Here is a 24616-nt window from a genome sequence, read left to right as displayed (position 1 = left end):
CCGCACGAGCAACATTCTATCCGTGGAGCCCCTCCCGGTTCCTGCCAAAAGTCTTCTCACAGGCGCCACCGGCCTCGTGAGCCCGGAAGGACGACGATGACCCACATGGCACGCCGTATCGGAGCCCTCATCGCCCTGACTGTCGCCGCCCTGGCCGGCGTGGCGCACGCGCAGTCGGCGCACGGAGCGGCGACGACGACGCGTGCCGACAGCGTGTGGCTGGCGCCCGTCGACCCGCAGCAGGCCGATGAGCCGAACCGGTCGGGCGCCCCGGCCGACGAGTCCGTCCAGGCGATCGCGCCGATGGACTCCGTCTGGTAGACGCCACCCCAGAGCCACCTGTCCAGGGGCTCGGGCGGCCTGCACTTTCCGTGGGGGGAAGCACTGTGCAGGCTGCCCGAGCCCCGCACCTGCGCCCGCGTCCGGGCGCGGTGCGGCGGGTCAGCCGAGCCGGGGGATCTCGATCGCGGGGCACCGGTCCATGACCATCTCCAGACCGGCCTCGCGCGTGCGCTCGTACGCCGCCTCGTCGACCACGCCGAGCTGGAACCACACCGCCTTCGCGCCGATCGCCACGGCCTCGTCGGCGACCCGGCCCGCCAGGTCGCTGTTGACGAAGACGTCGACGACGTCCACGGGGAAGGGGATGTCGGCGAGCGAGGCGTACCCCTGTTCGCCGTGGACGGTCTCCGCCTTCGGGTGGACCGGGACGATCCGCTTGCCGAAGCGCTGCAGCACGCCGGCGACGCCGTAGGCCGCCCGCGCCTGGTTCGAGGAGAGACCGACGACGGCCCAGGTGTCGCCTGACTCGGTGAGGATCGCGCGGACCGTGGCCTGGTCGCCGTACATGACTGCCTCCTGTGAGCGGGCGCTGATGCTGTCACAACCCCGCGGCCGTCCCGGGGATTCCGCGGCGGGTCAGCCCACGTGGACGCGCGGCCGCCGCTCCGGGTCGGCCTCCGCGCGACGCAGCACCTCGCGGGTGACCGGGGCGACCTCGCCGTCGCCGAAGACGAGGAAGCGCAGCAGATGGCTGACGGGGTGGCCCTCCGTCCAGTTGAAGTAGGCGTGCGGCACCTCGCCCGTGCGGTCGCGCAGGTTCATCAGGACCGCGGCCACCGTGTTCGGCACGCCCGGGCCGTGCACGCGCAGCCGCCGTACCCCGTGCTTCTCGTCGCCGTGCACGACGAGGTCCTCGGTGAAGTCGGAGGAGTCCTGGATGAACACCTCAAGGAAGAGCAGCGGGCCGTCGTCGGGGATGTGGGTGTCCTCGCGCTGCTCGCTCTCCTTGGCGCGGTACTCGGCGGTCGTGTGCTCCTGCGGCTCGTTGGCGATGATGCGCAGCGGCCCCTGCGCCGCCGCCTCGTCGATCAGCCGGACGGCCGCCTCGTCGTACGTCACCGCGCCCGCGCGCAGTTCGAACGCGCGGTGGACCCGGGAGGCGAAGGAGGAGATCAGGATCGCGAGGATGAAGATCAGGGCGATCTTGATGCCGTCGGGGCGCTCCACGACGTTCGTGACGAGGGTGTAGGCGAAGACGGCCGTGATCACGCCGAAGCCGAGCGCCGCACCCCGGTGGCCGCGCCGGTGCACCGCGACCGTCGAGGCGAAGGACGCGGAGAGCATCAGCACGAGCACGCCCGTCGCGTACGCGCCGGACTGGTCGTCGACGTTGGCGTTGAACCAGAGCGTGATGATGACGGCCGCCGCCATGAAGACGAGGACCAGTGGACGCACCGCCCGCGTCCACTCGGGTGCCATGCCGTAGCGCGGCAGATAGCGGGGGACCAGATTGAGCAGGCCCGCCATGGCGGAGGCGCCCGCGAACCACAGGATGGCGATGGTCGAGATGTCGTAGACCGTGCCGAAGCCCTCGCCCAGATAGGCGTGCGCGAGATAGGCGAGCGCGCGGCCGTTGGCCGAACCGCCCGCCTCGAACTCGTCCTGTGGGATGAGGATCGTCGTGGCCAGGCTGGACAGCAGCAGGAAGCAGCTCATGATCAGCGCGGCCGTGGTCAGCAGTTTGCGGGTGTCGCGGATCCGGCCGGCCGGCTTGGCGTACGTGTCGTCGGGGCCGCCCTGGATCTGCGGCATCACCGCGACACCGGTCTCGAAGCCGGACATGCCGAGCGCCAGCTTCGGGAAGACGAGCAGCGCGACGCCGACCATCACGAACGGCGAGGAGTGTTCTGCCGTCATCGCGTCCCACCAGTTGGTGATCTTCACCGGCTGGGTCAGCACATGGGTGGCGGCCGTGATCAGCACGATGACGTTCATCGCGAGATAGGCGCCGACCAGGACGACGGCCACCCGGATGGCCTCCTTGAAGCCCTTCAGGAAGACCGTGCCGAGCGCCGCGAGCAGCACCAGCGTGATCCACAGGTTCGCGTCGTGCAGCCAGCCGGGGGCGAACGGGTTCTCCACGACGTGCGCCGCCGCGTCCGCCGCCGAGAGCGTCATCGTGATCATGAAGTCGGTCGCGGCGAAACCGAGCAGGACCAGCACGAACAGCTTCCCCGCCCACCAGGGCAGCAGCCGCTCCAGCATCGCGATCGAGCCCTCGCCGTGCGGCGACTCCTTCGCGACCCGGCGGTACACCGGCAGCGCCCCGAGCAGGGTCAGCGCGATCAGTACCAGCGTCGCGAGCGGGGACAGCAGACCGGCCGCCAGGGCCGCGATGCCCGGCTGGTAGCCCAGCGTGGAGAAGTAGTCGACACCCGTCAGACACATCACGCGCCACCACTTGTGCCCGTGGTGCTCCTCCGGGACGCGGCCGTGCGGGCCCTGATGGCGGGCCGTCTGCTCGCTCAGGCCCTCCAGCAGCCAGGACCGCCAGCGCGAGGTGCGGGCGGGCGGTGCGTCGGCCTGGGTGCCGGTCATGTGGGGGCTCTCCGTCGGGCGGCTCGGTGGTGTCGTCGGTCGCGTACGGGAGTGCACTGCCCCGCGGCAGCCCGTTCATGACAGTGGCGACGAGCGAGTATCCATCACATCGTCACTCGCGCACCGGGCGGGGGCGACCCCTGCCGCACCGGCGAATAGGCTGGTCGGATGCAGGACGAGTACCGCACGGTGGCCCGCGAGGGCGTGCACGAGACAGAGATCAGCCGCTCCCGGTTCCTGTGCGCGCTCGCGCCCGCCGCGACCGAGGAGGAGGCGCAGGCGTTCCTCGCGCGCGTCCGCAAGGAGCACCCCACGGCCTCGCACAACTGCTACGCGTACGTCATCGGGGCCGACGCCTCCGTGCAGAAGGCCGGCGACGACGGTGAGCCGGGCGGCACCGCCGGGGTGCCCATGCTCCAGATGCTCACCCGGCGCGACATGCGCTACGTCGTCGCCGTCGTGACCCGGTACTACGGCGGTGTGAAGCTCGGCGCGGGCGGGCTCATCCGGGCGTACGGCGGCGCGGTCGGGGAGGCGCTCGACGCGCTCGGCACCGTCACCCGTCGCCGGTTCCGCCTCGCCACGGTGACCGTCGACCACGGCCGGGCCGGAAAGATGGAGAACGATCTGCGGGCCACCGGGCGCGAGGTGCGCGACGTCCGCTACGCGGAGGCGGTGACCATCGAGATCGGGCTGCCCGAGGGGGACGTGGACCGGTTCCGGTCGTGGCTCGCGGACGTCAGCGCGGGGACCGCGGGTTTCGAGCTGGGCGGCGAGGCGTACGGCTGACCTGTCCACGGCGTGGGCGGGTCTCGACGGATGTAGGCGGCACCTGGTTCAATCGGCCCATGGACGCAGGACGGCACGACCTCACGCGACGACGCCATGTCGATCTCGCCCGGGTCAACAGCACCTCCTGTCACGTCTCCGGCTGAGCCGGCTCTGATCCGCCCGGCCCGCATCTGATCCCCGCGCCGTGCCCAACGGCCGCTGTGACGCGCCCTGTTCCGTCGGCGAGCGCGACCCGGTGGGGCGTCCCACCCTGCGCGCAGCCCTCCCCTGGACGAGCGAAGCCCGTTCCGGGGGCGCGGAGAACTGCGCGAGAGGCCCCACCGGCCCGCAGCCGACCACGAACGAACTCCCCATCCCGCAAAGGACACCCCGTGGCCCTCCTCCTCACCCTCACCGGCAGCGCCTCCGCCCCCGGCACCTCCCGCACCGCCCACCTCGTGCGCGATCTCGGTGCCGAACTCGCCGCCCACCAGCACGAGATACGCCACCTCGACGTCCGCTCCCTGCCCGCCGAAGGGCTGCTGTCCGCCGACACCGCCGACCCCGGCATCGCCGCCGCCGTCGGCCTCGTGGCCCGCGCCGACGCCCTGATCGTCGCCAGTCCCGTCTACAAGGCCGCGTACTCCGGCGTCCTGAAGACCTTCCTCGACCTGCTGCCGCAGTACGCGCTGCGCGGCAAGCCCGTGCTGCCGCTCGCCACCGGCGGTTCGCCCGCGCACGTCCTCGCCGTCGACTACGCGCTGCGTCCCGTCCTCACCTCGCTCGGCGCCGATGTTGCGCAGGGCTGGTTCGTGCTCGACCGGCACATCAGCGTCGACGCGGACGGCGGTGTCACCCTCACCTCCGAGACGCGCGAGGCGCTCGCCCCGGTTCTCGACCGCTTCCGCGACGCACTGCCGACCGGTTCCCGCCTGGCCGCTGCCTGAGCCCTGGGGCAGCTTCGGTGAGCACCCTTCTTAACACGCCTTGAATTAAGTACTGTTGAAGCCCCCGGGAGGCCCACCGGGGGCTTTGCTGTGTTCAAGTCCTCGTGGCTGCAAGTCCGTTGATGGCTATCTCGGCTTCATCTCTTGACGGCTCTGGTGCAGACCTTTAGGTTCCCGATCGCCACAGCTTCATGAATGCAGCCGCTGTTCATACCTGTGAACAGCGGTCACCCCCCATCGACGGCCTCCCATGAAGGGCTGTGAACCCCTGTGTCCCGTATGCCTAGATCTGCTCCGACGCGCTCCACCGTGATACGCGGCGCGCTCGCCACCGCACTCCTCGCCGTCTCGGCGAGCGCACTCGCCGCGACCCCCGCCGCCGCGGCCACCGGCACGATCACCGGACTCGGCGGCAAATGCCTCGACGTGGCGGGAGCGAGCTCCGCCAACGGCACCGCCGTCCAGCTCTACGACTGCAACGGCACGTCCGCGCAACAGTGGACCGTCGGCACCGACGGAACCGTCCGCGCCCTCGGCAAGTGCCTTGATGTCACCGGCAATTCGACCGCCAACGGCGCCAGGCTCCAGCTGTGGGACTGTGCGGGCAGCGCCAATCAGAAGTGGACGGTGTCCGCCGCCCGCGACCTCGTCGGGCAGCAGTCCGGCAAGTGCGCCGACGTCACCGGCAACACTTCCGCGAACGGCACCCCGATCCAGATCTGGAGCTGCACGGGCGCCGCGAACCAGAAGTGGACCGCGCCGAGCAGTGGCGGCGGAACGCCGCCCGCCGCGGCGCCGATGGCCGTCGCCCCGTACCTCTACAACGGCTGGGGCAACACGCCCAGCCCGACCACGGTCATGAACGCCACCGGCGTCAAGTGGTTCACCCTCGCCTTCGTCCTCAGCAACGGCACCTGCAACCCGCAGTGGGACGGCGGCCGCCCGCTGACCGGCGGTGTCGACCAGCAGACCATCAACACCGTGCGGGGAGCCGGAGGCGACGTCATCCCGTCGTTCGGCGGCTACAGCGGCAACAAGCTGGAGAGCTCCTGCACCAGCGCCGCCGCACTGGCCGGCGCGTACCAGAAGGTCATCGACGCGTACGGGCTGAAGGCCATCGACATCGACCTGGAGGCCGACGCCTACAGCAACGGCACCGTGCAGCAGCGCACGGTGGACGCGCTCAAGACCGTCAAGGCCGCCAACCCGGGCATCAAGGTGTACGTCACGATCGGCACGAACCAGTCGGGCCCCGACACCAGCCTGATCAACCGGGCCGCGAACTCCGGTCTGACCGTAGACAGTTGGACGATCATGCCGTTCGACTTCGGCGGCGCCGGCCAGAACATGGGGACGCTGACCACCAAGGCCGCCGAGGGCCTGAAGAACGCCCTCAAGAGCGCCTACGGCTACAGCGACGACCAGGCGTACCGGGGCATGGGCATCTCGTCCATGAACGGCATCACCGACGACAACGAGACCGTCACCCCCGCCGACTTCCAGACCATCCTGGCCTACGCCCAGCAGCACCACCTCGCGCGGCTCACGTTCTGGTCGGCCAACCGCGACCGGCCCTGCTCCGGCGCCTACCCGAACGACGACACCTGCTCGGGCGTGGCCCAGAGCGCCTGGCAGTTCACCGGCATCTTTGCCAAGTACACCGGCTGACCGCCCCTCAGGCCCCACCCCCCACAGGAGACTTCCTTGTCCAGACCCGTCCTCAGCAGCGTGTCCAGACGCCGGATGCCGAGAGTCCTCGCCGCGGTCGCGCTCGTGGCCACGACCGCCACCGGCATCGAGTTCGCCGCGCAGCCCCCGGCGAGCGCGCAGTCCCGGGCGGCCGCCGCGCTCCCGACCGGCCCCACCACCGTGATCAACAAGGGCAGCGGCAAGTGCGTCGACGCCCGCGCGGCCGCGAGTGCCGACGGCACCGCCGTCCAGCAGTACGGCTGCAACGGCAGCACCGCGCAGAACTGGCAGCTCGTCGCCACCAGCGGCGGCTACTACCGTGTCAACAGCAGCCTCGACACCACCAAGGCGTGGGACGTCACCGACGTGTCCACCGCCGACTCCGCCGCCGTCCAGCTGTGGTCGTACTCCAGCGGCGCCAACCAGCAGTGGCTGCCCGTCGCCGAGGCCGACGGCTCGTACCACTTCGTGAACCGCAACAGCGGCAAGTGCCTCGACGTCCCCAGCGCCTCCACCGCGGACAGCGTGCAGCTCGCGCAGTACACCTGCAACGGCACCGCCGCGCAGTCCTTCACGCTCGGCGGCGGCACGACGAACCCGCCGGGCACCCCGGACCTCGGCCCGAACGTGACGGTCTTCGACCCGTCGATGTCCGCCTCCAGCATCCAGTCCAAGCTGAACGCGGTCTTCTCCCAGCAGCAGACCAACCAGTTCGGCTCGGCCCGCCAGGCCCTGCTCTTCAAGCCCGGCACCTACAGCGCCGACGCCAACGTCGGCTTCTACACCCAGGTCGCCGGGCTCGGCCTCTCCCCGGACGACGTGACCATCAACGGCGCCGTGCACGCGGAGGCCGACTGGTTCCAGGGCAACGCCACGCAGAACTTCTGGCGCTCCGCCGAGAACCTGTCGGTCAACCCGACCGGCGGCACGGACCGCTGGGCCGTCTCGCAGGCCGCCCCCTACCGGCGCATGCATGTCCGCGGCAACCTCGCGCTCGACGACGGCGGCTGGTCCAGCGGCGGCTTCATCTCCGACACCAAGGTCGACGGCCAGATCCGCTCCGGCTCCCAGCAGCAGTTCCTCACCCGCAACTCCCAGATGGGCAGCTGGTCGGGGTCCAACTGGAACATGGTCTTCGTCGGCGACCAGGGCGCACCCGCCCAGTCCTTCCCGACGTACACCACCGTCGCGAGCACCCCGACGATCCGCGAGAAGCCGTTCCTGTACGTCGACGGGGCGGGCGCCTACAAGGTGTTCATGCCCGCGCTGCGGTCGAACGCGGTCGGCACCACATGGAGCGGAAAGACCCCGGCGGGCACGTCACTCCCGCTCGACCAGTTCTTCATCGTCAAGCCCGGCGCCACCGCCGCCGACATGAACGCGGCCCTCGCGGCGGGCAAGAACCTCCTGGTCACTCCGGGCGTCTACCACCTCGACCAGACCCTGAACATCACCCGGCCCGACACGGTCGTCCTCGGCATGGGCCTCGCCACCCTCGTCCCGGACGGCGGGATCACCGCGATCAGCACCGCCGACGTCGACGGCATCCAGCTGGCCGGCCTGCTGATCGACGCGGGCACCACCAACTCCCAGACCCTGGTGCGGATCGGCCCCAACGGCGCGTCCGCCAACCACGCGGCCGACCCGATCCAGCTGTCCGACTTCTTCGTCCGGATCGGCGGCGCCACGGTCGGCAAGGCGACCAACTCCCTTGTCGTCAACAGCGCGAACACGGTCGTCGACCACACCTGGATCTGGCGGGCCGACCACGGCAACGGCGGCACCGTCGGCTGGACCGCCAACACCGCCGACACCGGGCTCGTCGTCAACGGCGCGAACGTGACCGCGTACGGACTCTTCGTCGAGCACTTCCAGAAGACCCAGGTCGTCTGGAACGGCAACGGCGGCCGCACGTACTTCTTCCAGAACGAGATGCCCTACGACCCGCCGAACCAGGCCGCCTGGACGAACGGCGGCGGCAAGGGCTACCCCGCGTACAAGGTCGCCGACTCCGTCACCGGTCACGAGGCGTGGGGACTCGGCAGCTACTGCTACTTCAGCACCAACTCCAGCGTCGTCGCCGACCGTGCCTTCGAGGTGCCGAACACCTCCGGGGTCCGGTTCCACGACATGGTCACCGTCTCGCTCGGCGGCACCGGCACCATCAGCCACGTCATCAACAACACCGGAGGACCGTCCAACTCCGGCAGCAACGTCGCCTACCTCACCAACTACCCGTAGACCGCGCCTCGCAGAGAAGGGAACGACCGGCAGATGCACCCGCACACCATCAGATCCCGATCCGCCCGCACGGCCCTGCGGATCCTCCTCCTGCTCGCCGCCCTGCTCGGCCTCGCGGCGCCACCCGCCGCACACGCGAGCAGCACGGCGGCCCCCTTCAAGGTGCTCGGTCTCTACAGCGGCACCTGGGACGCGGCGCACATCGACTTCGAGAAGGAGGCCAACGACTGGCTGCCCGAGCAGGCCGCCGCGAACGGCTTCACCTACACCGCCAGCAACGACTGGAACCTGCTCGCCAACGGCGGCGTCAACGCCTACCAGGTCGTCCTGTTCCTCGACGACCTGCCGCAGACCGCCGCCCAGCGCACCGGATTCGAGCAGTACATGCGCGGCGGCGGCGCCTGGATGGGCTTCCACGTCTCCGCGTTCACCACGGACGCGGCGAGCTGGTCCTGGTACCACAACACGTTCCTGGGCAGCGGCAACTTCAAGTCCAACACCTGGGGCCCGACCTCCGCGACCCTCAAGGTCGAGGACCGCACGCACCCGTCGACCGTGAACCTGCCCGCCACGTTCACCTCGTCGGTCAGCGAGTGGTACAGCTGGTCCAACGACCTGCGGCAGAACCCGGACATCAGGATCCTCGCCTCGGTCGACCCCAGCAGCTTCCCGCTCGGCACCGACCCGAACCAGTCCTGGTACAGCGGCTACTACCCGATCCTGTGGACCAACACGAAGTACAAGATGCTCTACGCGAACTTCGGCCACAACGCGATGAACTACGACACCGACACCCGTACGTCGTCGACGTTCGCCAGCGCCACCCAGAACCGGTTCCTGCTCGACGGACTGAAGTGGCTCGGCGGCGCCGGCGGCACCACCCCGCCGGACGGCACGCTCTCCGAGACGGCCTGGTACTCCCTGAAGAACGTCGGCAACGGCACCTGCGTCGACGCCCGCGCCGCCGCCACCGTCAACGGGACCGCGATCCAGCAGTACGCCTGCAACGGCACCCAGGCGCAGCAGTTCCGGCTCGCCGCGACCGACGGCGGATACCGGCGCATCGGAGTACGCCCGGCCCCGCAGCAGGTCATCGACGTGACCGGCGTCTCGTCCGCCGACAACGCGCCGCTCCAGCTGTGGGCGTACGGCGGCGGACAGAACCAGCAGTGGCTCCCCGTGAAGGAGGCCGCCGGGAGGTATCACCTCACCGCCCGGCACAGCCGCAAGTGCCTCACCGCGGCGGCCGCCGCCACGAACAGCGCACAGCTCACCCAGCGCGCCTGTGACGGATCGGCCGCCCAGAGCTTCACGGTGACCACCGGCTGACGCGTGACACACGTCACGGTGCGGGACGCCTGATGAGGGCGTTCCGCACGTGATGTCCGACCCAGCGGCTAGCCTCGTGTCCCATGAGGCTGCTGCACACGTCCGACTGGCATCTGGGACGCGCGTTCCACCGGGTGAACATGCTCGGTGCCCAGGCCGCGTTCATCGGCCACCTCGTCGACACCGTGCGCGAGCGCGAGGTCGACGCGGTGGTCGTGTCGGGCGACGTGTACGACCGGGCCGTGCCCCCGCTGGCCGCCGTCGAGCTGTACGACGAGGCCCTGCACCGCCTCGCCGACCTCGGCGTGCCCACCGTGATGATCTCCGGGAACCACGACTCGGCGCGCCGCCTCGGCGTCGGCGCCGGGCTCATCGGACGCGCCGGGATCCACCTGCGGACCGAGGCCGCCCGCTGCGGCGAGGCCGTCGTCCTCGCCGACGACCACGGCGACGTGGCGTTCTACGGGCTGCCGTACCTGGAGCCCGCACTGGTCAAGGACGAGTTCGGGGTCGCGAAGGCGGGCCACGAGCAGGTGCTCGCCGCCGCCATGGAGCGGGTGCGCGCCGACCTCGCCGAGCGCCCGGCCGGGACCCGCTCCGTCGTCCTCGCGCACGCCTTCGTCACCGGCGGCGCGCCCAGCGACAGCGAGCGGGACATCACCGTCGGCGGCGTCGCGGCCGTCCCGGCGGGCGTCTTCGACGGCGTCGACTACGTGGCGCTCGGGCATCTGCACGGCAGCCAGCGCATCTCCGAGCGGATCCGCTACTCCGGCTCCCCGCTCCCGTACTCCTTCTCCGAGGCCGACCACCGCAAGAGCATGTGGCTGATCGACCTCGACGCCGACGGCGCGGTGACCGCCGAGCGCCTCGACTGCCCGGTGCCGCGGCCGCTCGCCCGGATCCGCGGCGACCTGGAGGACCTGCTCGCCGACGCCGCCCTCACCGAGCACGAGGAGTCCTGGGTGGAGGCCACCCTCACCGACACGGTGCGCCCCGACGACCCGATGGCCCGGCTCACCGAGCGCTTCCCGCACACCCTCAGCCTGCTCTTCGACCCACGCAGAACCGAGACCGAACCGGACGCCAGCTACGCGGAGCGCCTCAAGGGACGCGACGACCACGAGATCGCGGAGGACTTCGTGACCCACGTCCGGGGCACCGGGCCCGACGAGCACGAGCGGGTGGTGCTGCGCGCCGCGTTCGACACCGTACGGACCGATGCCTTCGAGAACGAGGTGCACGAGCGCGAGGGCGCCCGGTGAGGCTGCACACCCTCCACATCACGGCGTTCGGCCCCTTCGGCGGCAGCCAGGAGGTCGACTTCGACGCCCTGTCGGAGGCCGGCCTCTTCCTGCTGCACGGCCCGACCGGCGCCGGCAAGACCTCCGTCCTCGACGCGGTCTGCTTCGCCCTGTACGGATCGGTGCCCGGCGCACGGCAGGGCTCCGGCGGCCAGGGACAGAACCTGCGCAGCGACCACGCCGAGCCCGGAGTGCGGACCGAGGTCCGCCTCGACCTGACCGTCGCCGGACGCCGGCTCGAACTGACCCGGCAGCCGCCGTTCGCGCGACCCAAGAAGCGCGGCACGGGATTCACGACGGAGAAGGCGCAGAGCTGGCTGCGCGAGTACGACGCCGTGGCGGGGGAGTGGAAGGACCTCAGCCGCTCCCACCAGGAGATCGGCGAGGAGATCACCCAGCTGCTCGGCATGAGCAAGGACCAGTTCTGCCAGGTCGTGCTGCTCCCGCAGGGCGACTTCGCCCGCTTCCTGCGCGCCGACGCCGAGGCCCGCGGCAAGCTCCTCGGCCGGCTCTTCGACACGCGCCGGTTCGCCGCCGTGGAGCAGCGGCTCGCCGAGGACCGGCGGGCCGCCGAGAAGCAGGTGACGGCGGGCGACGCCGAGCTGCTGGCCGACGCCCACCGGATGCAGCAGGCCGCGGGGGACGTGGTGGAGACGCCGCCGGTCGACGCGGCGCCCGGCGACCCGGGTGTCGCGGAGGCCGTCCTCGGCTGGGCGGCCGTCGCCCGCTCCACGGCCCGGGAGCACTACACGCACGCCCATCTCGCCCTGGGCGCCGCCGAGTCGGCGAGCACCGCGGCCCGCCGCGACCTCTCCGACGCGCAGGAGACGGAGCGTCTTCAGCGCCGGTTCGCCCAGGCCGAGACCAGGGCGGCCGCGCTGGCCGCACAGGAGACGGAGCTGCGTGCCGTACGCGAGCGGATGGAGCGGGGCCGCAAGGCCGCCGCGGTCGCCCCCGCGCTCGACCTGCGCGAGGCCGCCGACGCCGAGCACCGCTCCGCGCTCCACGAGGAGACGCGGGCCCGGGCCGTCCTGCGCGCGGAGACCGGCACGGCGTCGGACGCGCCCGATGCACTGAAGGACGCCGCCGACGCGGGCCCCGGCGCGCTCGCCGAGGCCACCCGGCGTGTCGCCCAGGAACTCGGCGGGCTCGACGCGGCGCGCCGGGCCGAGCGACGCCTCGCCGCGGTCGGCCGGGAGCGCGCGGACCTCGACCGCGAGGAGCGCGCCGACACCGAGCTGCTCGACGAGGCCGAGCAGTGGCTCGCCCGCTGGGACACCCGCCGTACCGAACTCCAGGACGCGGTCGACCGCGCCCAGGAGGCCACGACCCGGGCCGAACACCTCGCTGGACAGCTGGAGCCCGCGCTGCGGCAGGCCCGCGCCGCCCGGGAGCGCGACCGGCTCGCCGGGCAGGCCGACACGGCGCGGGCCGACGCCCTGCGCGCCCGCGAGGAGGCGGCAGGCGCCCACGAGCACTGGCTCCGCCTGAAGGAGCAGCGGCTGCTCGGCATCGCCGCCGAACTCGCCGATGAGCTGACGGACGGCACCCCCTGCGCCGTGTGCGGCGCCACCGAACACCCGGCGCCCCAGCGGAAGTCGGCGGGTCATGTCGACCGCGCCGCCGAGGAGGCCGCGCTCGCCGCCCACCGCGCCGCCGAGGACCGGTACACCGAGGCCGAGCGCCGCTCCGGTGTCGTACGGGAGGAGCTGGCCGCGGCGAGAGCCGCCGCCGGTGACGCCCCGGCCGGGGAACTCGCCGACGCGGCCCGCGCGTTGCAGGACCGACACGCCGAGGCCCGCGCCGAGGCGTCCGCCCTGCACGCGGCCCGCGAGGCGCTGGCGCACGCGCAGAGCGAGCACGAGCGCAGGCGGACCACCCGCCAGGACGCGGCGACCCGGAGCGCGGGCCGCGCCTCGGCCCGTGAGGCGCTGGAGCGCGAACAGGCCACCCTGGAAGGCGAGTTGGCGCAGGCGCGCGGCGCCGCGGTGAGCGTCGAGGCCCGCGCCGCCCAGCTGGAGCGGCTCGTGGACGTGCTCGGCGCGGCGGCCGACGCGGCCCGCGCCGTCGAGGACACCGCGCAGCGCCTGAAGGACGCGGACGCGCGACTCGCCGACGCCGCCTTCAAGGCCGGCTTCGACACACCGGAGGCCGCGGCCGCCGCCCAGCTCGACGACGCACGCCACCGCGAGTTGCAGCACCGCCTGGACGCCTGGCAGTCCGAGGACGCGGCGGTCCGCGCGGTCCTCGCCGAGGAGGACACCGCCGCGGCCGCCCACCGTCCGGCGGCCGATGTCGCGGCCGCCCACAGTGCGGCCGAGGCCGCCGACGCGCGCGTCCGGGCCGCGGGTTCCGCACGGGACGCCGCCCAGCGCCGCTGCGCCGACCTCGACCGGCTGTCCCGGCGCGCCGCCACGGAGGCCCGTCGCCTCGGCCCGCTGCGCACCACGTACAACCGCGTGGCCCGGCTCGCCGCCCTCGCGGCCGGCACCGCGGCGGACAACGACCGCAAGATGCGGCTTGAGTCGTACGTCCTCGCCGCCCGTCTCGAACAGGTGGCGGCCGCCGCGACCGCGCGCCTGAGCCGTATGTCGTCCGGGCGCTACACCCTCGTGCACTCCGACTCCCTCGCCGGGCGCGGCAGATCGGGGCTCGGGCTGCACGTCGTCGACGCGTGGACGGGCCGCGAGCGGGACACGGCGACGCTCTCCGGCGGCGAGACGTTCTTCGCCTCGCTCGCCCTGGCGCTCGGCCTCGCCGACGTCGTCACGGACGAGGCGGGCGGCGTCCGGCTCGACACCCTCTTCATCGACGAGGGCTTCGGCAGCCTCGACGACCAGACCCTCGACGACGTGCTCGACGTCCTCGACTCCCTGCGCGAACGCGACCGGAGCGTCGGCATCGTCAGCCACGTCGGCGACCTGCGCCGCCGCGTCCACGCCCAGCTGGAGATCGTCAAGGGACGGGACGGATCGGAGGTCCGGCACCGGGGGACGGACGCGGGGTGACGACCGGCGCGGCAGCGCCTCAGCGCCCGATCGCCCGCCGCGGCAACGGCGAGGAGTACACGACGCTCGTCGTCACCGACCCCAGCGTGCCGATCTTCCCGGAGACCTCCTCCAGGTGCCGCATCGACCGCGCCGCGACCTTGATGACGAAGCAGTCGTCGCCCGTGACGTGATGCGCCTCCAGGATCTCCGGGGTCACCGCGACCAGATCGTGGAACGGCTTGTAGTTCCCGTTCGGGTACCGGAGCCGGACGAACGCCAGGATCGGCAGCCCGAGCCGCTCCGGAACGACCACGGCGGAGTACCCCGCGATCACCCCCGACTCCTCTAGCCGCCGCACCCGCTCCGTCACGGCGCTCGGCGACATGGACACGGCCCGCGCCAGCTCGGCGTAGCTGGCGCGGCCCTCGCTCTGGAGCACCCGCAGAATGTGCCAGTCCGTGGCATCGGGCACGTACGACGGCGCATCGGCAGGGGAATCGTCGGTCATGGCGCCGAGCCAACCGTGGAATCCCCGGCAGGGCAAGCGGGATACCGGGGATCGGCCCTTCAGGAAGACGGTCACCGACCGTAGATTTCTGGTCAGGGAGACCGGGACCGCACCGGCACCCGCCCCCGCCGACTCGCTGGAGAGGACCCGACATGACCCTGCCCGAGACCGCTGACAGGCCCGCCACCACCAACCCGGTGCTGCGCGTCGCCCCCGCCTCGCCCGCCGCCGCTGCCACCTACTTCGGCGCGAGCCTCGCCTTCCACGCCGACGTGTCCGACGTCGCCGCCGCGCTCGCTGCCGGCGGCGACCCCGGGTTCGTGGTGCTCGACTCGCGCTCCACCGCCTCCTGGGACCAGGGCCACGTGCCCGGCGCGGTCCACCTGCCGACCGCGCTCATCCCCGAGCAGGCCGCACAGCTCCTCGACCGGTCCGTGCCCGTCGTCACCTACTGCTGGGGCCCCGGCTGCAACGGCGCGACCCGCGCCGCCCTCGCCCTCGCCGAACTCGGCTTCCAGGTCAAGGAGATGCTCGGCGGCTTCGAGTACTGGGTGCGCGAGGGCTTCCCGTACGAGACGTGGGAGGGGCCCGCGCGGCAGAGCGCGGACCCCTTGACGGCACCGGCCGACAGTGACGACTGCGGCTGCTGAACCGCCCCTACAGCTTGGAGAGTTCGTCCACGAGGTCGTCGAGCCCCAGTGACCCCTGGGACAGCGCCGCCATGTGCCACGCCTTCGCGTCGAACGCGTCACCGTGCGCCGCCCGCGCGTTGGCCCGGCCGAGCAGCCACGCGCGCTCGCCCAGCTTGTAGCCGATCGCCTGGCCGGGGATCGACAGATAGCGGGTCAGCTCGCTCTCCACGAAATCGGCGGAACGGCTGCTGTGCGCGCCGAAGAACTCCTGGGCCAGCTCCGGCGTCCACCGCTCACCGGGGTGGAACGGCGAGTCCGCCGGGATCTGAAGCTCCAGGTGCATGCCGATGTCGACGATGACCCGGCATGCCCGCATCATCTGCGCGTCCAGGTATCCGATCCGCGTCTCCGCGTCGGTGAGACGGCCCAGCTCGTCCATCAGCCGCTCCGCGTACAGCGCCCAGCCCTCCGCGTTCGCGGAGACCATGCCGACCGTCGCCTGGTAGCGCGAGAGGTCACCGGCGACGTGCGCCCACTGCGCGAGCTGCAGATGGTGGCCGGGAACGCCCTCGTGGTACCAGGTCGACACCAGGTCGTAGACGGGGAAGCGGGTCTGCCCCATCGTCGGCAGCCAGGTGCGGCCGGGCCGGGAGAAGTCGACCGACGGCTCCGTGTAGTACGGGGCCGCGGCGCTGCCGGCGGGCGCGATGCACGACTCCACCTTCCGTACCCGCTCGGCGAGTTCGAAGTGGGTGCCGTCGAGCGTCTCGATCGCCTCGTCCATGAGGTCCTGGAGCCACTGCCGGACCTCCTCGACGCCCTCGATGTGCCGTCCGTGCTCGTCGAGGTGGGCGAGCGCCACCCACGGGGTGGCGGCGCCGGGCAGGATCTTCTCCGCCTCCAGCCGCATCTCGGCCAGCAGCCGGTGGAACTCGCTCCAGCCGTACGCGTACGCCTCGTCCAGGTCGAGATCCGTGCCGTTGTAGTAGCGCGACCAGCGGGCGTAGCGCTCGCGGCCCACCACGTTCGGGGCGCCCTCGACGGCGGGCGCGTACACGTCGCGCATCCAGTCGCGCAGCTCCAGGATCGCGGCGTCGGCCTCGCCCGCCGCCACGGTCAGCTCGTCGCGCAGCGCCTCGGGACCGGCCTGCGTGAACTCCTCGAACCATCCCTCCCACTCGCCGAGTTGCCCGATGAACGTCTCGGTCGGGCGTGGGCCGCCGTGCAGCTTGCGCTCCAGGCCGAGCGTCAGCGTCTCGCGGTATCCGGCGAGCGCCGCGGGGACCGCGCGCAGCCGCTCGGCGATCGCCGCCCAGTCCTCGTCCGTGTCGGTGGGGGTGATGGTGAAGACCTCCCGGACGTGGTGCACGGGAGAGCCCAGGTTGGCGACGGCGCGCAGGTGCTCGTCGGCGTCGTGCACGGCGAGTTCGGCGGTCAGCCGCTCGCGCAGCAGCCGGGCGCAGCGCCGCTCGACGTCGCTGTCGGCGGCGGGCTCGCGCTCCGCGGCGTCGAGCCGCTCCAGCGTCCGCCGCGCCAGCGCGGCGACCGCGTCCAGGCCCGCGGGCGAGAGATCGGGCAGCTTGCTGTGGGCCGTGGGGACGCCCAGGTACGTGCCGGTGACCGGGTCGAGGACGATCAGGTCGTCGACGTAGGCGTCCGCGACCTGGCGGGGGGTGTGCGCAGTGTCTGACATGCGGACATCCTCGTACGGGTCAGGGGGTTCCGTCACCCTGATACCCGGTCGGGGGCAGCAGCGGTCCGCACTCCCACTGCTGGAAGATCAGCCGGGTCTCCACCCGCGCCACCTCGCGCCGTGACGTGAACTCGTCGAGGACGAGCCGTTGCAGGTCCGCCATGTCGCGGACGGCGACCTGCACCAGATAGTCGTCGGGTCCGGTGAGGTGGAAGACCGTGCGTGCCTCGGGCAGGGCGCGGATCCGCTCCACGAACGGGCCCACCAGCTCCCGCCGGTGCGGGCGCACCTGCACCGACAGCAGCGCCTGCAGGCCGCGGCCGAGCCGCGCCGGATCGACCCGCAGCGCGTGCCCGAGGATCACCCCGCCGCGCCGCAGCCGGGCCACCCGGTCCAGACAGGTCGAGGGCGCGACACCGACCCGCGCGGCGAGATCCCGGTACGTCGTACGGGCATCGTTCTGCAACACCCGCAGGATCTCCAGATCAACCGGATCCAGTACGACAGAATCGATCATCCGCCGAACGTAGCACGGGAGTTGAACCGTTCCGCCGGGCATCGGCCCAGGCTGTGCGGCATGGACCACACCACGGACCACCACCAGGACGTGGCGCGCCCCCGGACCCGGGCCCTCGCCACCGAAGCCGTGCACGCCGGCCGCGACGACCTCGCCGCGCTCGGCCTGCACGCCCCGCCCATCGACCTGTCGACGACCTACCCGTCCGCCGACAGCCGGACCGAGGCCGCCCGGATCGACGCGTTCGCCGCCGACGGCGCCCTCGACGACGGGCCGCCGGTCTACGGCCGCGTCGGCAATCCGACGGTCGCCCGGTTCGAGACGGCGCTCGCCCGCCTGGAGGGCACCGAGGCCGCGGTCGCCTTCGCCAGCGGCATGGCCGCCCTGACCGCCGTCCTGCTGGTACGCCGTTCAGCGGGCCTGGGCCATGTCGTCGCGGTCCGCCCGCTGTACGGGTGCAGCGACCACCTCCTCGACACGGGCGTCCTCGGCACCGACGTGACCTGGGTCGATCCGGCCGGCATCGCCGACGCCATCCGCCCCGACACCGGCCTGGTGCTGGTCGAGTCGCCCGCCAACCCCACGCTCGCGGAGGTCGACCTGCGGGCCGTCGCCCACGGCTGCGGCACCGTGCCGCTGCTCGTCGACAACACCTTCGCGACGCCCGTGCTGCAACGGCCCGCGGAGAGCGGCGCCCGGCTCGTGCTGCACAGCGCGACGAAGTTCCTCGGCGGGCACGGCGACGTCCTCGGCGGTGTCGTGGCCTGCGACGAGGCGTTCGCGGGGCAGTTGCGCAAGATGCGGTTCGCGACGGGCGGTGTGCTGCACCCGCTCGCGGGCTACCTCCTGCTGCGCGGCCTGTCCACCCTTCCCGTACGGGTGCGGGCCGCATCGGCGACCGCGGCGGAACTGGTACGGAGGCTGACCGGTGACCCGCGCGTCACCCGCGTCCACTATCCGCGGACCGGCGGCGCGATGATCGCCTTCGAGCCGGCCGGTGACCCGCACGCCGTGATCGCCGGGGTCGGCCTGATCACCCCCGCCGTCAGCCTCGGCAGCGTCGACTCGCTCATCCAGCACCCGGCGTCCATCAGCCACCGCGTGGTCGCCGCCGACGACCGCCGGGCCGCGGGCGTCGGCGACCGGCTGCTGCGCCTGTCCGTCGGTCTGGAGGACGTCGACGACTTGTGGGCCGATCTCGACCGGGCGCTCGGGGAGTCGATGCCTCGTACACTCGCAGCATGTTCACATCGCGCAAAGCGGGACGAGACGAATCCTGGGACGGCGTCGTCGTCGACAAGTCCCGCGGGATGACCGACGGCTCGAACATGTACCACTACGTGGAGATCCGGCTCGCCGACGGCGACACCACCAAGGTGCGGGTCGGGCGGAGGCTGTGGAAGACGGTCGAGGCCGGCGACCGGATCGTGAAGCGACCCGGCGCCGACCCCGAGAAGGCGTAGCTGTCGCCACTTATGCCTGGGCGTCCGTCTCGTACGGCAGCCGGGACGCCACCGGCGTCGCGTCCAGGCGGGCCGTGACCACGAGGGTGCCCTCCTCGATCTGGTAGTCGAGCGGCAGGCCGAGGCCGCGCATCGCGGCGACCATGCCGGTGTTGGACGCCTGCGTCACCGCGTACACGCTCTCGCAGCCCGCCTCGACGGCCATCGCGACCAGCCGGCCGAGCAGTTCGGCGCCGACCCCGCGACGCTGCCAGCCGTCCTCGACGAGCAGCGCGAGCTCCGTCTCGTCGCCGTCCCACAGCAGGTGGCCGAGGGCGACGATCCGGCCCGAGGCGGTCTGCGCCGCGAGCGTGCGGCCGAAGCGCGGGCTGAGCAGGTGGCCCAGATAGCGGTCGGCGTCACCGACCGGGCCGTGGTAGCGCATGCTCAGCGTCCGCGCCGAGCACCGCTCGTGCATCTCCTTGGCGGCCGTCACGTCGGAGAGGTCGGCGCGGCGCACCGTGATCTCGTTGCCCTCGGGCAGGGTGAGCACGTCCTGGCCGCGCGGGATCCGCGGGCCGAGCCTGCTGTCCAGCTCCACCAGGGCGCGGGCCCGCGCGAACTCGGTCGGGGTGAAGGGCAGATACGGCCGCTCCACCGTGATCAGACCGCCCTCCGGGGTGCGCAGCCGCAGCTCGGTGGCGTCGAAGCCGCCCTCCTCCGGCTCGCTGCCCGCGGACTTTGCGGGCAGTGACCTGATGGTGCACCGGCCGAGCAACTGGCGCAGTGCCAGCGGGAGTTCGGCGGCGTCCTGTGCCGTGCGGGTGGCCAGGCCCAGGATCCGCGTGGGTGCGTCCACCAGGTCGTGGGTGTCGGCGCGCTCGATCCAGGTGTCGGTGCCACCGGCCCGGGAGACGACCCGGGTCAGATCGGCGGCGGCCGTCTCCTGCGGGGCCCGCAGCAGGAACTCGTCGACCGTGCCGTCGGCCAGCGGGTGCGTCTGCAGGCTGAGGATGTCCACCCGCTGCTCGGCCAGCACCGTGCACAGCGCGGCGAGCGAACCCGGCTCGTCGCGCACCGTGGTCCGCATCCGCCACAGCGTGCTGCGTGCCGGGTCGAGCGCGTCGGATTCCTGTCGCCCGGCCGTCGTCGCCCCGCCCTCGGCGGGGGCGGACGGCCGGGCGCCGGTATCCGCCGTCGGTGGAGCGTGTTCGTGGCGTCGTGCCCACCACACGTGGAAGCCGGCGGTGGCGAGCAGCGCCACCGCCGAGACTCCGAGCAGGGCGGGCCCGTCGGGGCCGTGCCCGATCATGTTCGCCACCGCGTCGGCCACGGCCACCGCCGTGAACAGGGCGGCCAGTTCGACCAGATCCCGCCGCCAGTGGTGGACGGGACGGCCGTGCTTCACTCGCGTCACATCAGACATGTCTTGACTCATGCATCCACTGTGAAGGAGTGGTGTTGCGCGATCACGAACGATGTGTGTCCGATGGGTAAAGAACGCTTATGCCTGTTTTGTCCGGTCGGGTGTGGTCAAGGCTGGGCTACTGTCCGACCCGTCCCGGCTGCAGTGTCTGGGCGAACAGGACGTCCCCGCCCTCCTGGCGCAGCCGCACGGTCAGCTCCCCGCTGCCGCCGTCGATCTCGACCTCGCCGAAGTACGGCGGTGTCTCCATCGGCGAGGTGTTCGCCCGCGACGGTGCCTTGATGAACACCTGCCGCGGTCCGAACGTCCCGTCCAGCTTCGTCGCCTGGAAGCCGCCCGCGGCCAGCGGCCCCGACACGAACTCCCAGAACGGCTCGAAGTCCTGGAACGCGGCGTTCGACGGCTCGTAGTGCTGCGCCGACGTGTAATGGACGTCGGCCGTCAGCCACAGCGTGCCGGTGATCCGGTGGTGCTTGATGTGCCGCAGCAGCTCGGCGATCTGCAGCTCCCGGCCGAGCGGCGCGCCCGGGTCGCCCTGGGCCACCGCCTCGAAGTTCGTGGCGCCGTCCGTCACCACGAGCCCCAGCGGCATGTCGGAGGCGATCACCTTCCAGGTGGCGCGCGAGCGCGACAACTCCCGCTTCAGCCAGGCCAGCTGCTCGGCGCCGAGGATGCCGGTCGCGTCGTCGGGCTGCCGGTCGGGCGAGTTCGCGTTGCGGTACGTGCGCATGTCGAGCACGAACACGTCGAGGAGCGGACCCTGGCGCAGCACCCGGTAGACCCGGCCGTCCTTGTCGCCCGGCGGCAGCGTCGAGATCGGGAAGTACTCGCTGAACGCCCGCAGTGAGCGTGCCGCCAGCACGTCGACGTTCTTCTCCGTGTAGCGGTCGTCGTCCAGGATCTGGCCGGGATACCAGTTGTTGTGGACCTCGTGGTCGTCCCACTGGGTGACGGTGGGGACCTGGGCGTTGAAACGGCGTGCGTGCTCGTCGAGCAGGTTGTAGCGGAACGCGCCGCGGAAGTCCCCGAGTGTCTGGGCGACCCTCGACTTCTCCTCGGTGGTCACATTGCGCCACACCCGCCCGTCGGGCAGCGTCACGCTGGGCAGGATCGGGCCGTCCGCGTAGATGTTGTCGCCGCTGCACAGGAAGAAGTCGGGGTCCAGGGCGCGCATGTCCTCGTACACGCGGTTGCCGCCGCGGTCCGGGTTGATGCCCCAGCCCTGGCCCGCGATGTCGCCCGACCACAGGAACCGCACACCGCCACGGCGTCCGGTCCGAGCAGTGCGGAACGTGCCCGCCACCGGCTCGCCCGTGCGCCGCGGATCGTCCGGGTCGGCGAGCAGCACCCGGTAGTGGATCTGCTCCCCGGACGGCAGGCCGCGCAGCCGTGTCGTCCCGGTGAAGTCGGTGTCCGGGCCGACCAGGGGGCCGTGCCATCTCGTCGCCCGCTTGAACGACTCGGTGGCCGACGTCTCGACGATCATCCGCGCGGGCCGGTCCGCCCGCACCCAGATCAGACCCGAGTGCGCGGAGACATCACCGGCCTGCACGCCCCAGCCCGCCTCGAGGCGGCCCGACAGGGCGAACGCCGGTGCCGCGACACCGCCGACCGACGGCAGGGCGAGCCCCGCCGACGCGGCGAGCGCGCCGCGCAGCACTCCTCGACGGCCGGGCAGTTGCTGATCTGACGGACGGTGCGACATGGGCGCCTCCAGTGATGGTTCCGACGGCGGTGCGGTGCCACAACAAGCGCGGGCGAGCGCGCGGCGCCGCGAGGCCACACCTACTGGGTCACCACGGCACCCACACGAACCCCAAGTGAACAACGGCTCCCACCGGCGGGGAACCAGGCGCGCGAGACCGGGCTCCGGCCCCGGCCCGCGTTCACGAGGGAGTCCTGCTCACCGGCTGTGGCGACGGCTACGGCGAGGGCCCCCGCCCGGACGAAGTCCGGCTCGCGCCGTGCACGCGCGGCCGGTCCGCCTCCCGGGCCGCGGCCGCCAGGAGGCGGACTCCCTCGGTGATGCGGGCGGGGGAGAGGTGCGCGTATCCGAGCACCAGGGAGACGTCGTCGCCGGGATCCCCGCCGTAGTGGCCCAGCGTGCGGACGGCGACGCCCGCGGCCGCGCACCGGTCCAGGAGCTCCTCCTCGCGGGCGGAGTCGACCGGCAGGGTGGCGATGGCGTGCAGACCGGCCGCGATGCCCGTCACCTCCGTCCCCGGCAACCGGTCCCGCAGGGCGGTCACGAGGGCGTCCCTGCGCTCCTTGTAGGCGCGCTGGCAGCGGCGCAACTGCCGGTCGTAGTCGCCCCGTTCGATGAACCGGGCCAGGGTCGCCTGGTCGAGCGCGGGGTTACCCAGGTCCATGTAGCGCTTGCGCTCCACGACCTCCTCGGCCAGGGCGTCGGGCACGACCGTCCAGCCCAGCCGCAGCCCCGGCGCCAGCGACTTGCTCACCGAGCCCGCATAGGCGACGTGCGCGGGGTCGAGACCCTGGAGCGCGCCGACCGGAGCGCGGTCGTAACGGAAATCGCCGTCGTAGTCGTCCTCCACGAGCAGACCGTCCGACGCGCGCGCCCAGGCGAGCAGCTCCGTCCTGCGCGCCGCCGAGTACGCAAGCCCTGACGGGAAGTGGTGCGACGGCGTCGTGACGACCGTCCGCACCCCCGAGGCGCGCAGGTCGTCCAGGGCGAGCCCGTCCGCGTCCATGGCCACCCGCACCGCCGTGGAGCCCACCGCGGCGAACAGGTCCTCGTACTGCGGACTGCCGGGCCGCTCCACGCCGATGCGCCGCTGGCCGCGCGCCCGGAGCACGGAACCGAGCAGCGTCACCGCCTGCGTCACCCCGGAGCACACGATGACGCGCTCGGGGTCGGTCACCACGCCCCGGCGCCGGGCCAGCAGCTCCGCGAGGGCCGTCCGCAGCCGGGGCAGCCCGCGCGGGTCCGGATAGCCGAACCCCTGGTGCGGCAGCCCCGCCAGCACGTCGCGCTGCGCCGCGGCCCAGGCGGCGCGCGGGAACAGCGACAGGTCGGGGCTGCCCGCCACGAAGTCGGCCCGCACCCCCGCGGCCGGCCGCGGCGCCCGGTCGTGGGCGCCCGGCGGCGCGGCCCGCACCGCGTCGCCGACCCAGGTCCCGGCACCCCGGCCGCTGCGCAGATACCCCTCGGCGCCCAACTGCTCGTAGGCCTCGGTGATCAGGCCCCGCGACACCCCGAGGTCCCGCGCCAGATCCCGGCTCGACGGCATCCGCGTACCCGGCGCGAGCCGCCCCGACCGCACCGCCTCCCGGAGCGCGGACCGCAAGGAGCGGCCGCGCGCCCGGACCGGCACGGCCACGGCGGGCAGCAGCAACTCCCAGGCTGCGGAGGGTGCATGGGTCTCGTTCGTCATGACCCGGAATCTAGTGCGGCCCGCTGACCGATCGCTGACCGTCCGCTGACCGGCCCCTGACGAGCGCCTCGGACGGCCCCGGCGAACCGGGATTGGTCCATGAAGCACCCGATCAATTGGCTCTCCAGCGGGACCACTCCCGCTCCTAGCGTCGAGCGCATGAACGCGTCGTCACTTCGAGGCTCCCTGCTCGCCGCCCTCGCCTGCGTCCTGGTCGGCGGCTCCTTCACCGCCAACAGCGTCCTGGGCTCCTACCCGTACGCGGGCGGCCAGTTCCTGCGCTACGGCGCCGCCTGCCTGCTGCTCCTGCCCGGTCTCCGACTCGCCCCGCTGCGCGCACTCGGCGGCCGCTCATGGGCGCGGCTCGCGCTCCTCGCGGGCGTCGGCATGGTCGGCTTCAACCTCGCCGTGCTCGCCGCGGAACGCTCCGCCGAGCCCGCCGTCCCCGGCGTCCTCGTGGGATGCGCGCCCGTCGTGGTCGCCGTCCTGGTGCCGCTCCTGTCCGGGCGGCGGCCCCGGCGGGCGGTCCTGTACGGCGCGCTGCTCGTCGCCGCCGGAGCGTTCACGGTGCAGGGCTGGGGGCGTACGGACGCGCTCGGGATCACCTTCTCCGCCTGCGCCCTCGCCGGGGAGGTGGGGTTCGCGGTGCTCGCGGGACCCGTGCTCGTACCGCTCGGCCCGCGGCTGCTGTCGTGCACCGTGTGCGCCGTCGCCGCCCTGGAGTCGGCGGCGGTGGGCCTCGCCGTGGACGGCGCGTCCTGGCTGCGCGTCCCGGACGCCGCGGAGACCTCCGCCCTGGTGTGGCAGGCGGCGGTCGTCACGGTGGTCGGCTTCGTGTGCTGGTACATGGGCATG

Annotated in this window: 19 protein-coding genes and 1 pseudogene; 12 read left to right on the top strand and 8 right to left on the bottom strand. The window is 72.6% G+C overall.

Translation table 11 applies throughout. The features are described 5' to 3' along the window. The first annotated feature begins 105 nt into the window (after positions 1–105). On the top strand, positions 106–321 hold the full coding sequence (locus K377_RS13790; RefSeq protein WP_146614721.1) for a hypothetical protein: 216 nt from the start codon (positions 106–108) through the stop codon (positions 319–321). A gap of 120 nt (positions 322–441) precedes the next feature. Here K377_RS13790 and K377_RS13785 read toward each other — a convergent pair whose 3' ends face one another. Together K377_RS13785 and K377_RS13780 are read right to left on the bottom strand one after the other, a co-directional pair. Continuing rightward, entirely contained in the window at positions 442–849 is a 408-nt protein-coding gene (locus K377_RS13785) for a CoA-binding protein (protein WP_111663582.1), read from the bottom strand. A gap of 69 nt (positions 850–918) precedes the next feature. Then, the gene (locus K377_RS13780) at positions 919–2880 is read right to left on the bottom strand and encodes an APC family permease (protein ID WP_111663581.1); all 1962 of its coding nucleotides are present in this window, start codon (positions 2878–2880) and stop codon (positions 919–921) included. Positions 2881–3048: 168 nt separating this feature from the next. Between K377_RS13780 and K377_RS13775 the strand changes: the two genes are divergently transcribed. From K377_RS13775 to K377_RS13745, 7 genes are all read left to right on the top strand, one after another. Further along, the gene (locus K377_RS13775; RefSeq protein ID WP_111663580.1) at positions 3049–3669 is read left to right on the top strand and encodes a YigZ family protein; all 621 of its coding nucleotides are present in this window, start codon (positions 3049–3051) and stop codon (positions 3667–3669) included. A 374-nt stretch (positions 3670–4043) separates the two neighbouring features. Then, the gene (gene ssuE / locus K377_RS13770; RefSeq protein ID WP_111663579.1) at positions 4044–4598 is read left to right on the top strand and encodes an NADPH-dependent FMN reductase; all 555 of its coding nucleotides are present in this window, start codon (positions 4044–4046) and stop codon (positions 4596–4598) included. 279 nt (positions 4599–4877) lie between these two features. Beyond that, positions 4878–6266 carry a lectin gene (locus K377_RS13765; protein ID WP_202455915.1) on the top strand — a complete coding sequence of 463 codons (1389 nt, stop codon included), beginning with the start codon at positions 4878–4880 and terminating at the stop codon, positions 6264–6266. 75 nt (positions 6267–6341) lie between these two features. Further along, on the top strand, positions 6342–8528 hold the full coding sequence (locus K377_RS13760; protein WP_111663732.1) for an RICIN domain-containing protein: 2187 nt from the start codon (positions 6342–6344) through the stop codon (positions 8526–8528). Positions 8529–8561: 33 nt separating this feature from the next. Next, the gene (locus tag K377_RS13755; RefSeq protein WP_111663578.1) at positions 8562–9857 is read left to right on the top strand and encodes a ThuA domain-containing protein; all 1296 of its coding nucleotides are present in this window, start codon (positions 8562–8564) and stop codon (positions 9855–9857) included. An 83-nt stretch (positions 9858–9940) separates the two neighbouring features. Next, positions 9941–11119, top strand: a complete 1179-nt coding sequence (locus K377_RS13750; RefSeq protein WP_111663577.1) for an exonuclease SbcCD subunit D — start codon at positions 9941–9943, stop codon at positions 11117–11119. Beyond that, positions 11116–14166 carry an AAA family ATPase gene (locus K377_RS13745; RefSeq protein ID WP_111663576.1) on the top strand — a complete coding sequence of 1017 codons (3051 nt, stop codon included), beginning with the start codon at positions 11116–11118 and terminating at the stop codon, positions 14164–14166. The genes K377_RS13750 and K377_RS13745 overlap by 4 nt, the downstream gene beginning before the upstream one ends. 19 nt (positions 14167–14185) lie before the next feature. Here K377_RS13745 and K377_RS13740 read toward each other — a convergent pair whose 3' ends face one another. After that, entirely contained in the window at positions 14186–14656 is a 471-nt protein-coding gene (locus K377_RS13740) for an Lrp/AsnC family transcriptional regulator (RefSeq protein WP_111663575.1), read from the bottom strand. A gap of 152 nt (positions 14657–14808) precedes the next feature. On the opposite strand from K377_RS13740, the gene K377_RS13735 reads away from it, so the two are divergent. Further along, entirely contained in the window at positions 14809–15306 is a 498-nt protein-coding gene (locus tag K377_RS13735; protein WP_111663574.1) for a rhodanese-like domain-containing protein, read from the top strand. Between the two features lie 7 nt (positions 15307–15313). Here the strand turns inward: K377_RS13735 and K377_RS13730 are convergent, their stop codons facing one another. Next, entirely contained in the window at positions 15314–16981 is a 1668-nt protein-coding gene (locus K377_RS13730; RefSeq protein ID WP_111663573.1) for a DUF885 domain-containing protein, read from the bottom strand. Between the two features lie 19 nt (positions 16982–17000). Further along, positions 17001–17498, bottom strand: a complete 498-nt coding sequence (locus K377_RS13725; RefSeq protein ID WP_111663572.1) for an Lrp/AsnC family transcriptional regulator — start codon at positions 17496–17498, stop codon at positions 17001–17003. Between the two features lie 60 nt (positions 17499–17558). Here K377_RS13725 and K377_RS13720 point away from each other — a divergent pair, with 60 nt between their 5' ends. Together K377_RS13720 and K377_RS41345 are read left to right on the top strand one after the other, a co-directional pair. Continuing rightward, positions 17559–18812 carry a PLP-dependent aspartate aminotransferase family protein gene (locus K377_RS13720; RefSeq protein WP_111663571.1) on the top strand — a complete coding sequence of 418 codons (1254 nt, stop codon included), beginning with the start codon at positions 17559–17561 and terminating at the stop codon, positions 18810–18812. Continuing rightward, the gene (locus K377_RS41345; RefSeq protein ID WP_181512558.1) at positions 18809–18961 is read left to right on the top strand and encodes a hypothetical protein; all 153 of its coding nucleotides are present in this window, start codon (positions 18809–18811) and stop codon (positions 18959–18961) included. The genes K377_RS13720 and K377_RS41345 overlap by 4 nt, the downstream gene beginning before the upstream one ends. 10 nt (positions 18962–18971) lie before the next feature. On the opposite strand, the gene K377_RS13715 is transcribed toward K377_RS41345, so the two are convergent. The 3 genes from K377_RS13715 to K377_RS13705 form a co-directional block, all read right to left on the bottom strand. Beyond that, positions 18972–20366, bottom strand: coding sequence for a GNAT family N-acetyltransferase (locus tag K377_RS13715; protein WP_237551972.1), 1395 nt, complete (start codon positions 20364–20366; stop codon positions 18972–18974). Between the two features lie 118 nt (positions 20367–20484). Beyond that, on the bottom strand, positions 20485–22071 hold the full coding sequence (locus tag K377_RS13710; RefSeq protein WP_111663569.1) for an alkaline phosphatase: 1587 nt from the start codon (positions 22069–22071) through the stop codon (positions 20485–20487). A gap of 217 nt (positions 22072–22288) precedes the next feature. Continuing rightward, positions 22289–23761 carry a PLP-dependent aminotransferase family protein gene (locus K377_RS13705; RefSeq protein WP_111663568.1) on the bottom strand — a complete coding sequence of 491 codons (1473 nt, stop codon included), beginning with the start codon at positions 23759–23761 and terminating at the stop codon, positions 22289–22291. A 99-nt stretch (positions 23762–23860) separates the two neighbouring features. On the opposite strand from K377_RS13705, the pseudogene K377_RS42250 reads away from it, so the two are divergent. Continuing rightward, a pseudogene (locus tag K377_RS42250) lies at positions 23861–24316 on the top strand (EamA family transporter); the annotation flags it as partial. Positions 24317–24616: the final 300 nt, after the last annotated feature.

The sequence above is a fragment of the Streptomyces sp. PsTaAH-137 genome (assembly GCF_003259365.1).
GTDB lineage: Bacteria > Actinomycetota > Actinomycetes > Streptomycetales > Streptomycetaceae > Streptomyces.
Note: the sequence above shows the minus strand (reverse complement) of the source record. Positions and strands in the feature narration are given on the sequence as shown.

Coding starts and splice junctions, on each gene's coding strand:
- K377_RS13790 (WP_146614721.1), top strand. CDS start 106: ATGGCACGCCGTATCGGAGCCCTCATCGCCCTGACTGTCGCCGCCCTG.
- K377_RS13785 (WP_111663582.1), bottom strand. CDS start 849: ATGTACGGCGACCAGGCCACGGTCCGCGCGATCCTCACCGAGTCAGGC.
- K377_RS13780 (WP_111663581.1), bottom strand. CDS start 2,880: ATGACCGGCACCCAGGCCGACGCACCGCCCGCCCGCACCTCGCGCTGG.
- K377_RS13775 (WP_111663580.1), top strand. CDS start 3,049: ATGCAGGACGAGTACCGCACGGTGGCCCGCGAGGGCGTGCACGAGACA.
- K377_RS13765 (WP_202455915.1), top strand. CDS start 4,878: ATGCCTAGATCTGCTCCGACGCGCTCCACCGTGATACGCGGCGCGCTC.
- K377_RS13760 (WP_111663732.1), top strand. CDS start 6,342: ATGCCGAGAGTCCTCGCCGCGGTCGCGCTCGTGGCCACGACCGCCACC.
- K377_RS13755 (WP_111663578.1), top strand. CDS start 8,562: ATGCACCCGCACACCATCAGATCCCGATCCGCCCGCACGGCCCTGCGG.
- K377_RS13750 (WP_111663577.1), top strand. CDS start 9,941: ATGAGGCTGCTGCACACGTCCGACTGGCATCTGGGACGCGCGTTCCAC.
- K377_RS13740 (WP_111663575.1), bottom strand. CDS start 14,656: ATGACCGACGATTCCCCTGCCGATGCGCCGTCGTACGTGCCCGATGCC.
- K377_RS13735 (WP_111663574.1), top strand. CDS start 14,809: ATGACCCTGCCCGAGACCGCTGACAGGCCCGCCACCACCAACCCGGTG.
- K377_RS13730 (WP_111663573.1), bottom strand. CDS start 16,981: ATGTCAGACACTGCGCACACCCCCCGCCAGGTCGCGGACGCCTACGTC.
- K377_RS13725 (WP_111663572.1), bottom strand. CDS start 17,498: ATGATCGATTCTGTCGTACTGGATCCGGTTGATCTGGAGATCCTGCGG.
- K377_RS13720 (WP_111663571.1), top strand. CDS start 17,559: ATGGACCACACCACGGACCACCACCAGGACGTGGCGCGCCCCCGGACC.
- K377_RS41345 (WP_181512558.1), top strand. CDS start 18,809: ATGACCGACGGCTCGAACATGTACCACTACGTGGAGATCCGGCTCGCC.
- K377_RS13715 (WP_237551972.1), bottom strand. CDS start 20,366: ATGTCTGATGTGACGCGAGTGAAGCACGGCCGTCCCGTCCACCACTGG.
- K377_RS13710 (WP_111663569.1), bottom strand. CDS start 22,071: ATGTCGCACCGTCCGTCAGATCAGCAACTGCCCGGCCGTCGAGGAGTG.
- K377_RS13705 (WP_111663568.1), bottom strand. CDS start 23,761: ATGACGAACGAGACCCATGCACCCTCCGCAGCCTGGGAGTTGCTGCTG.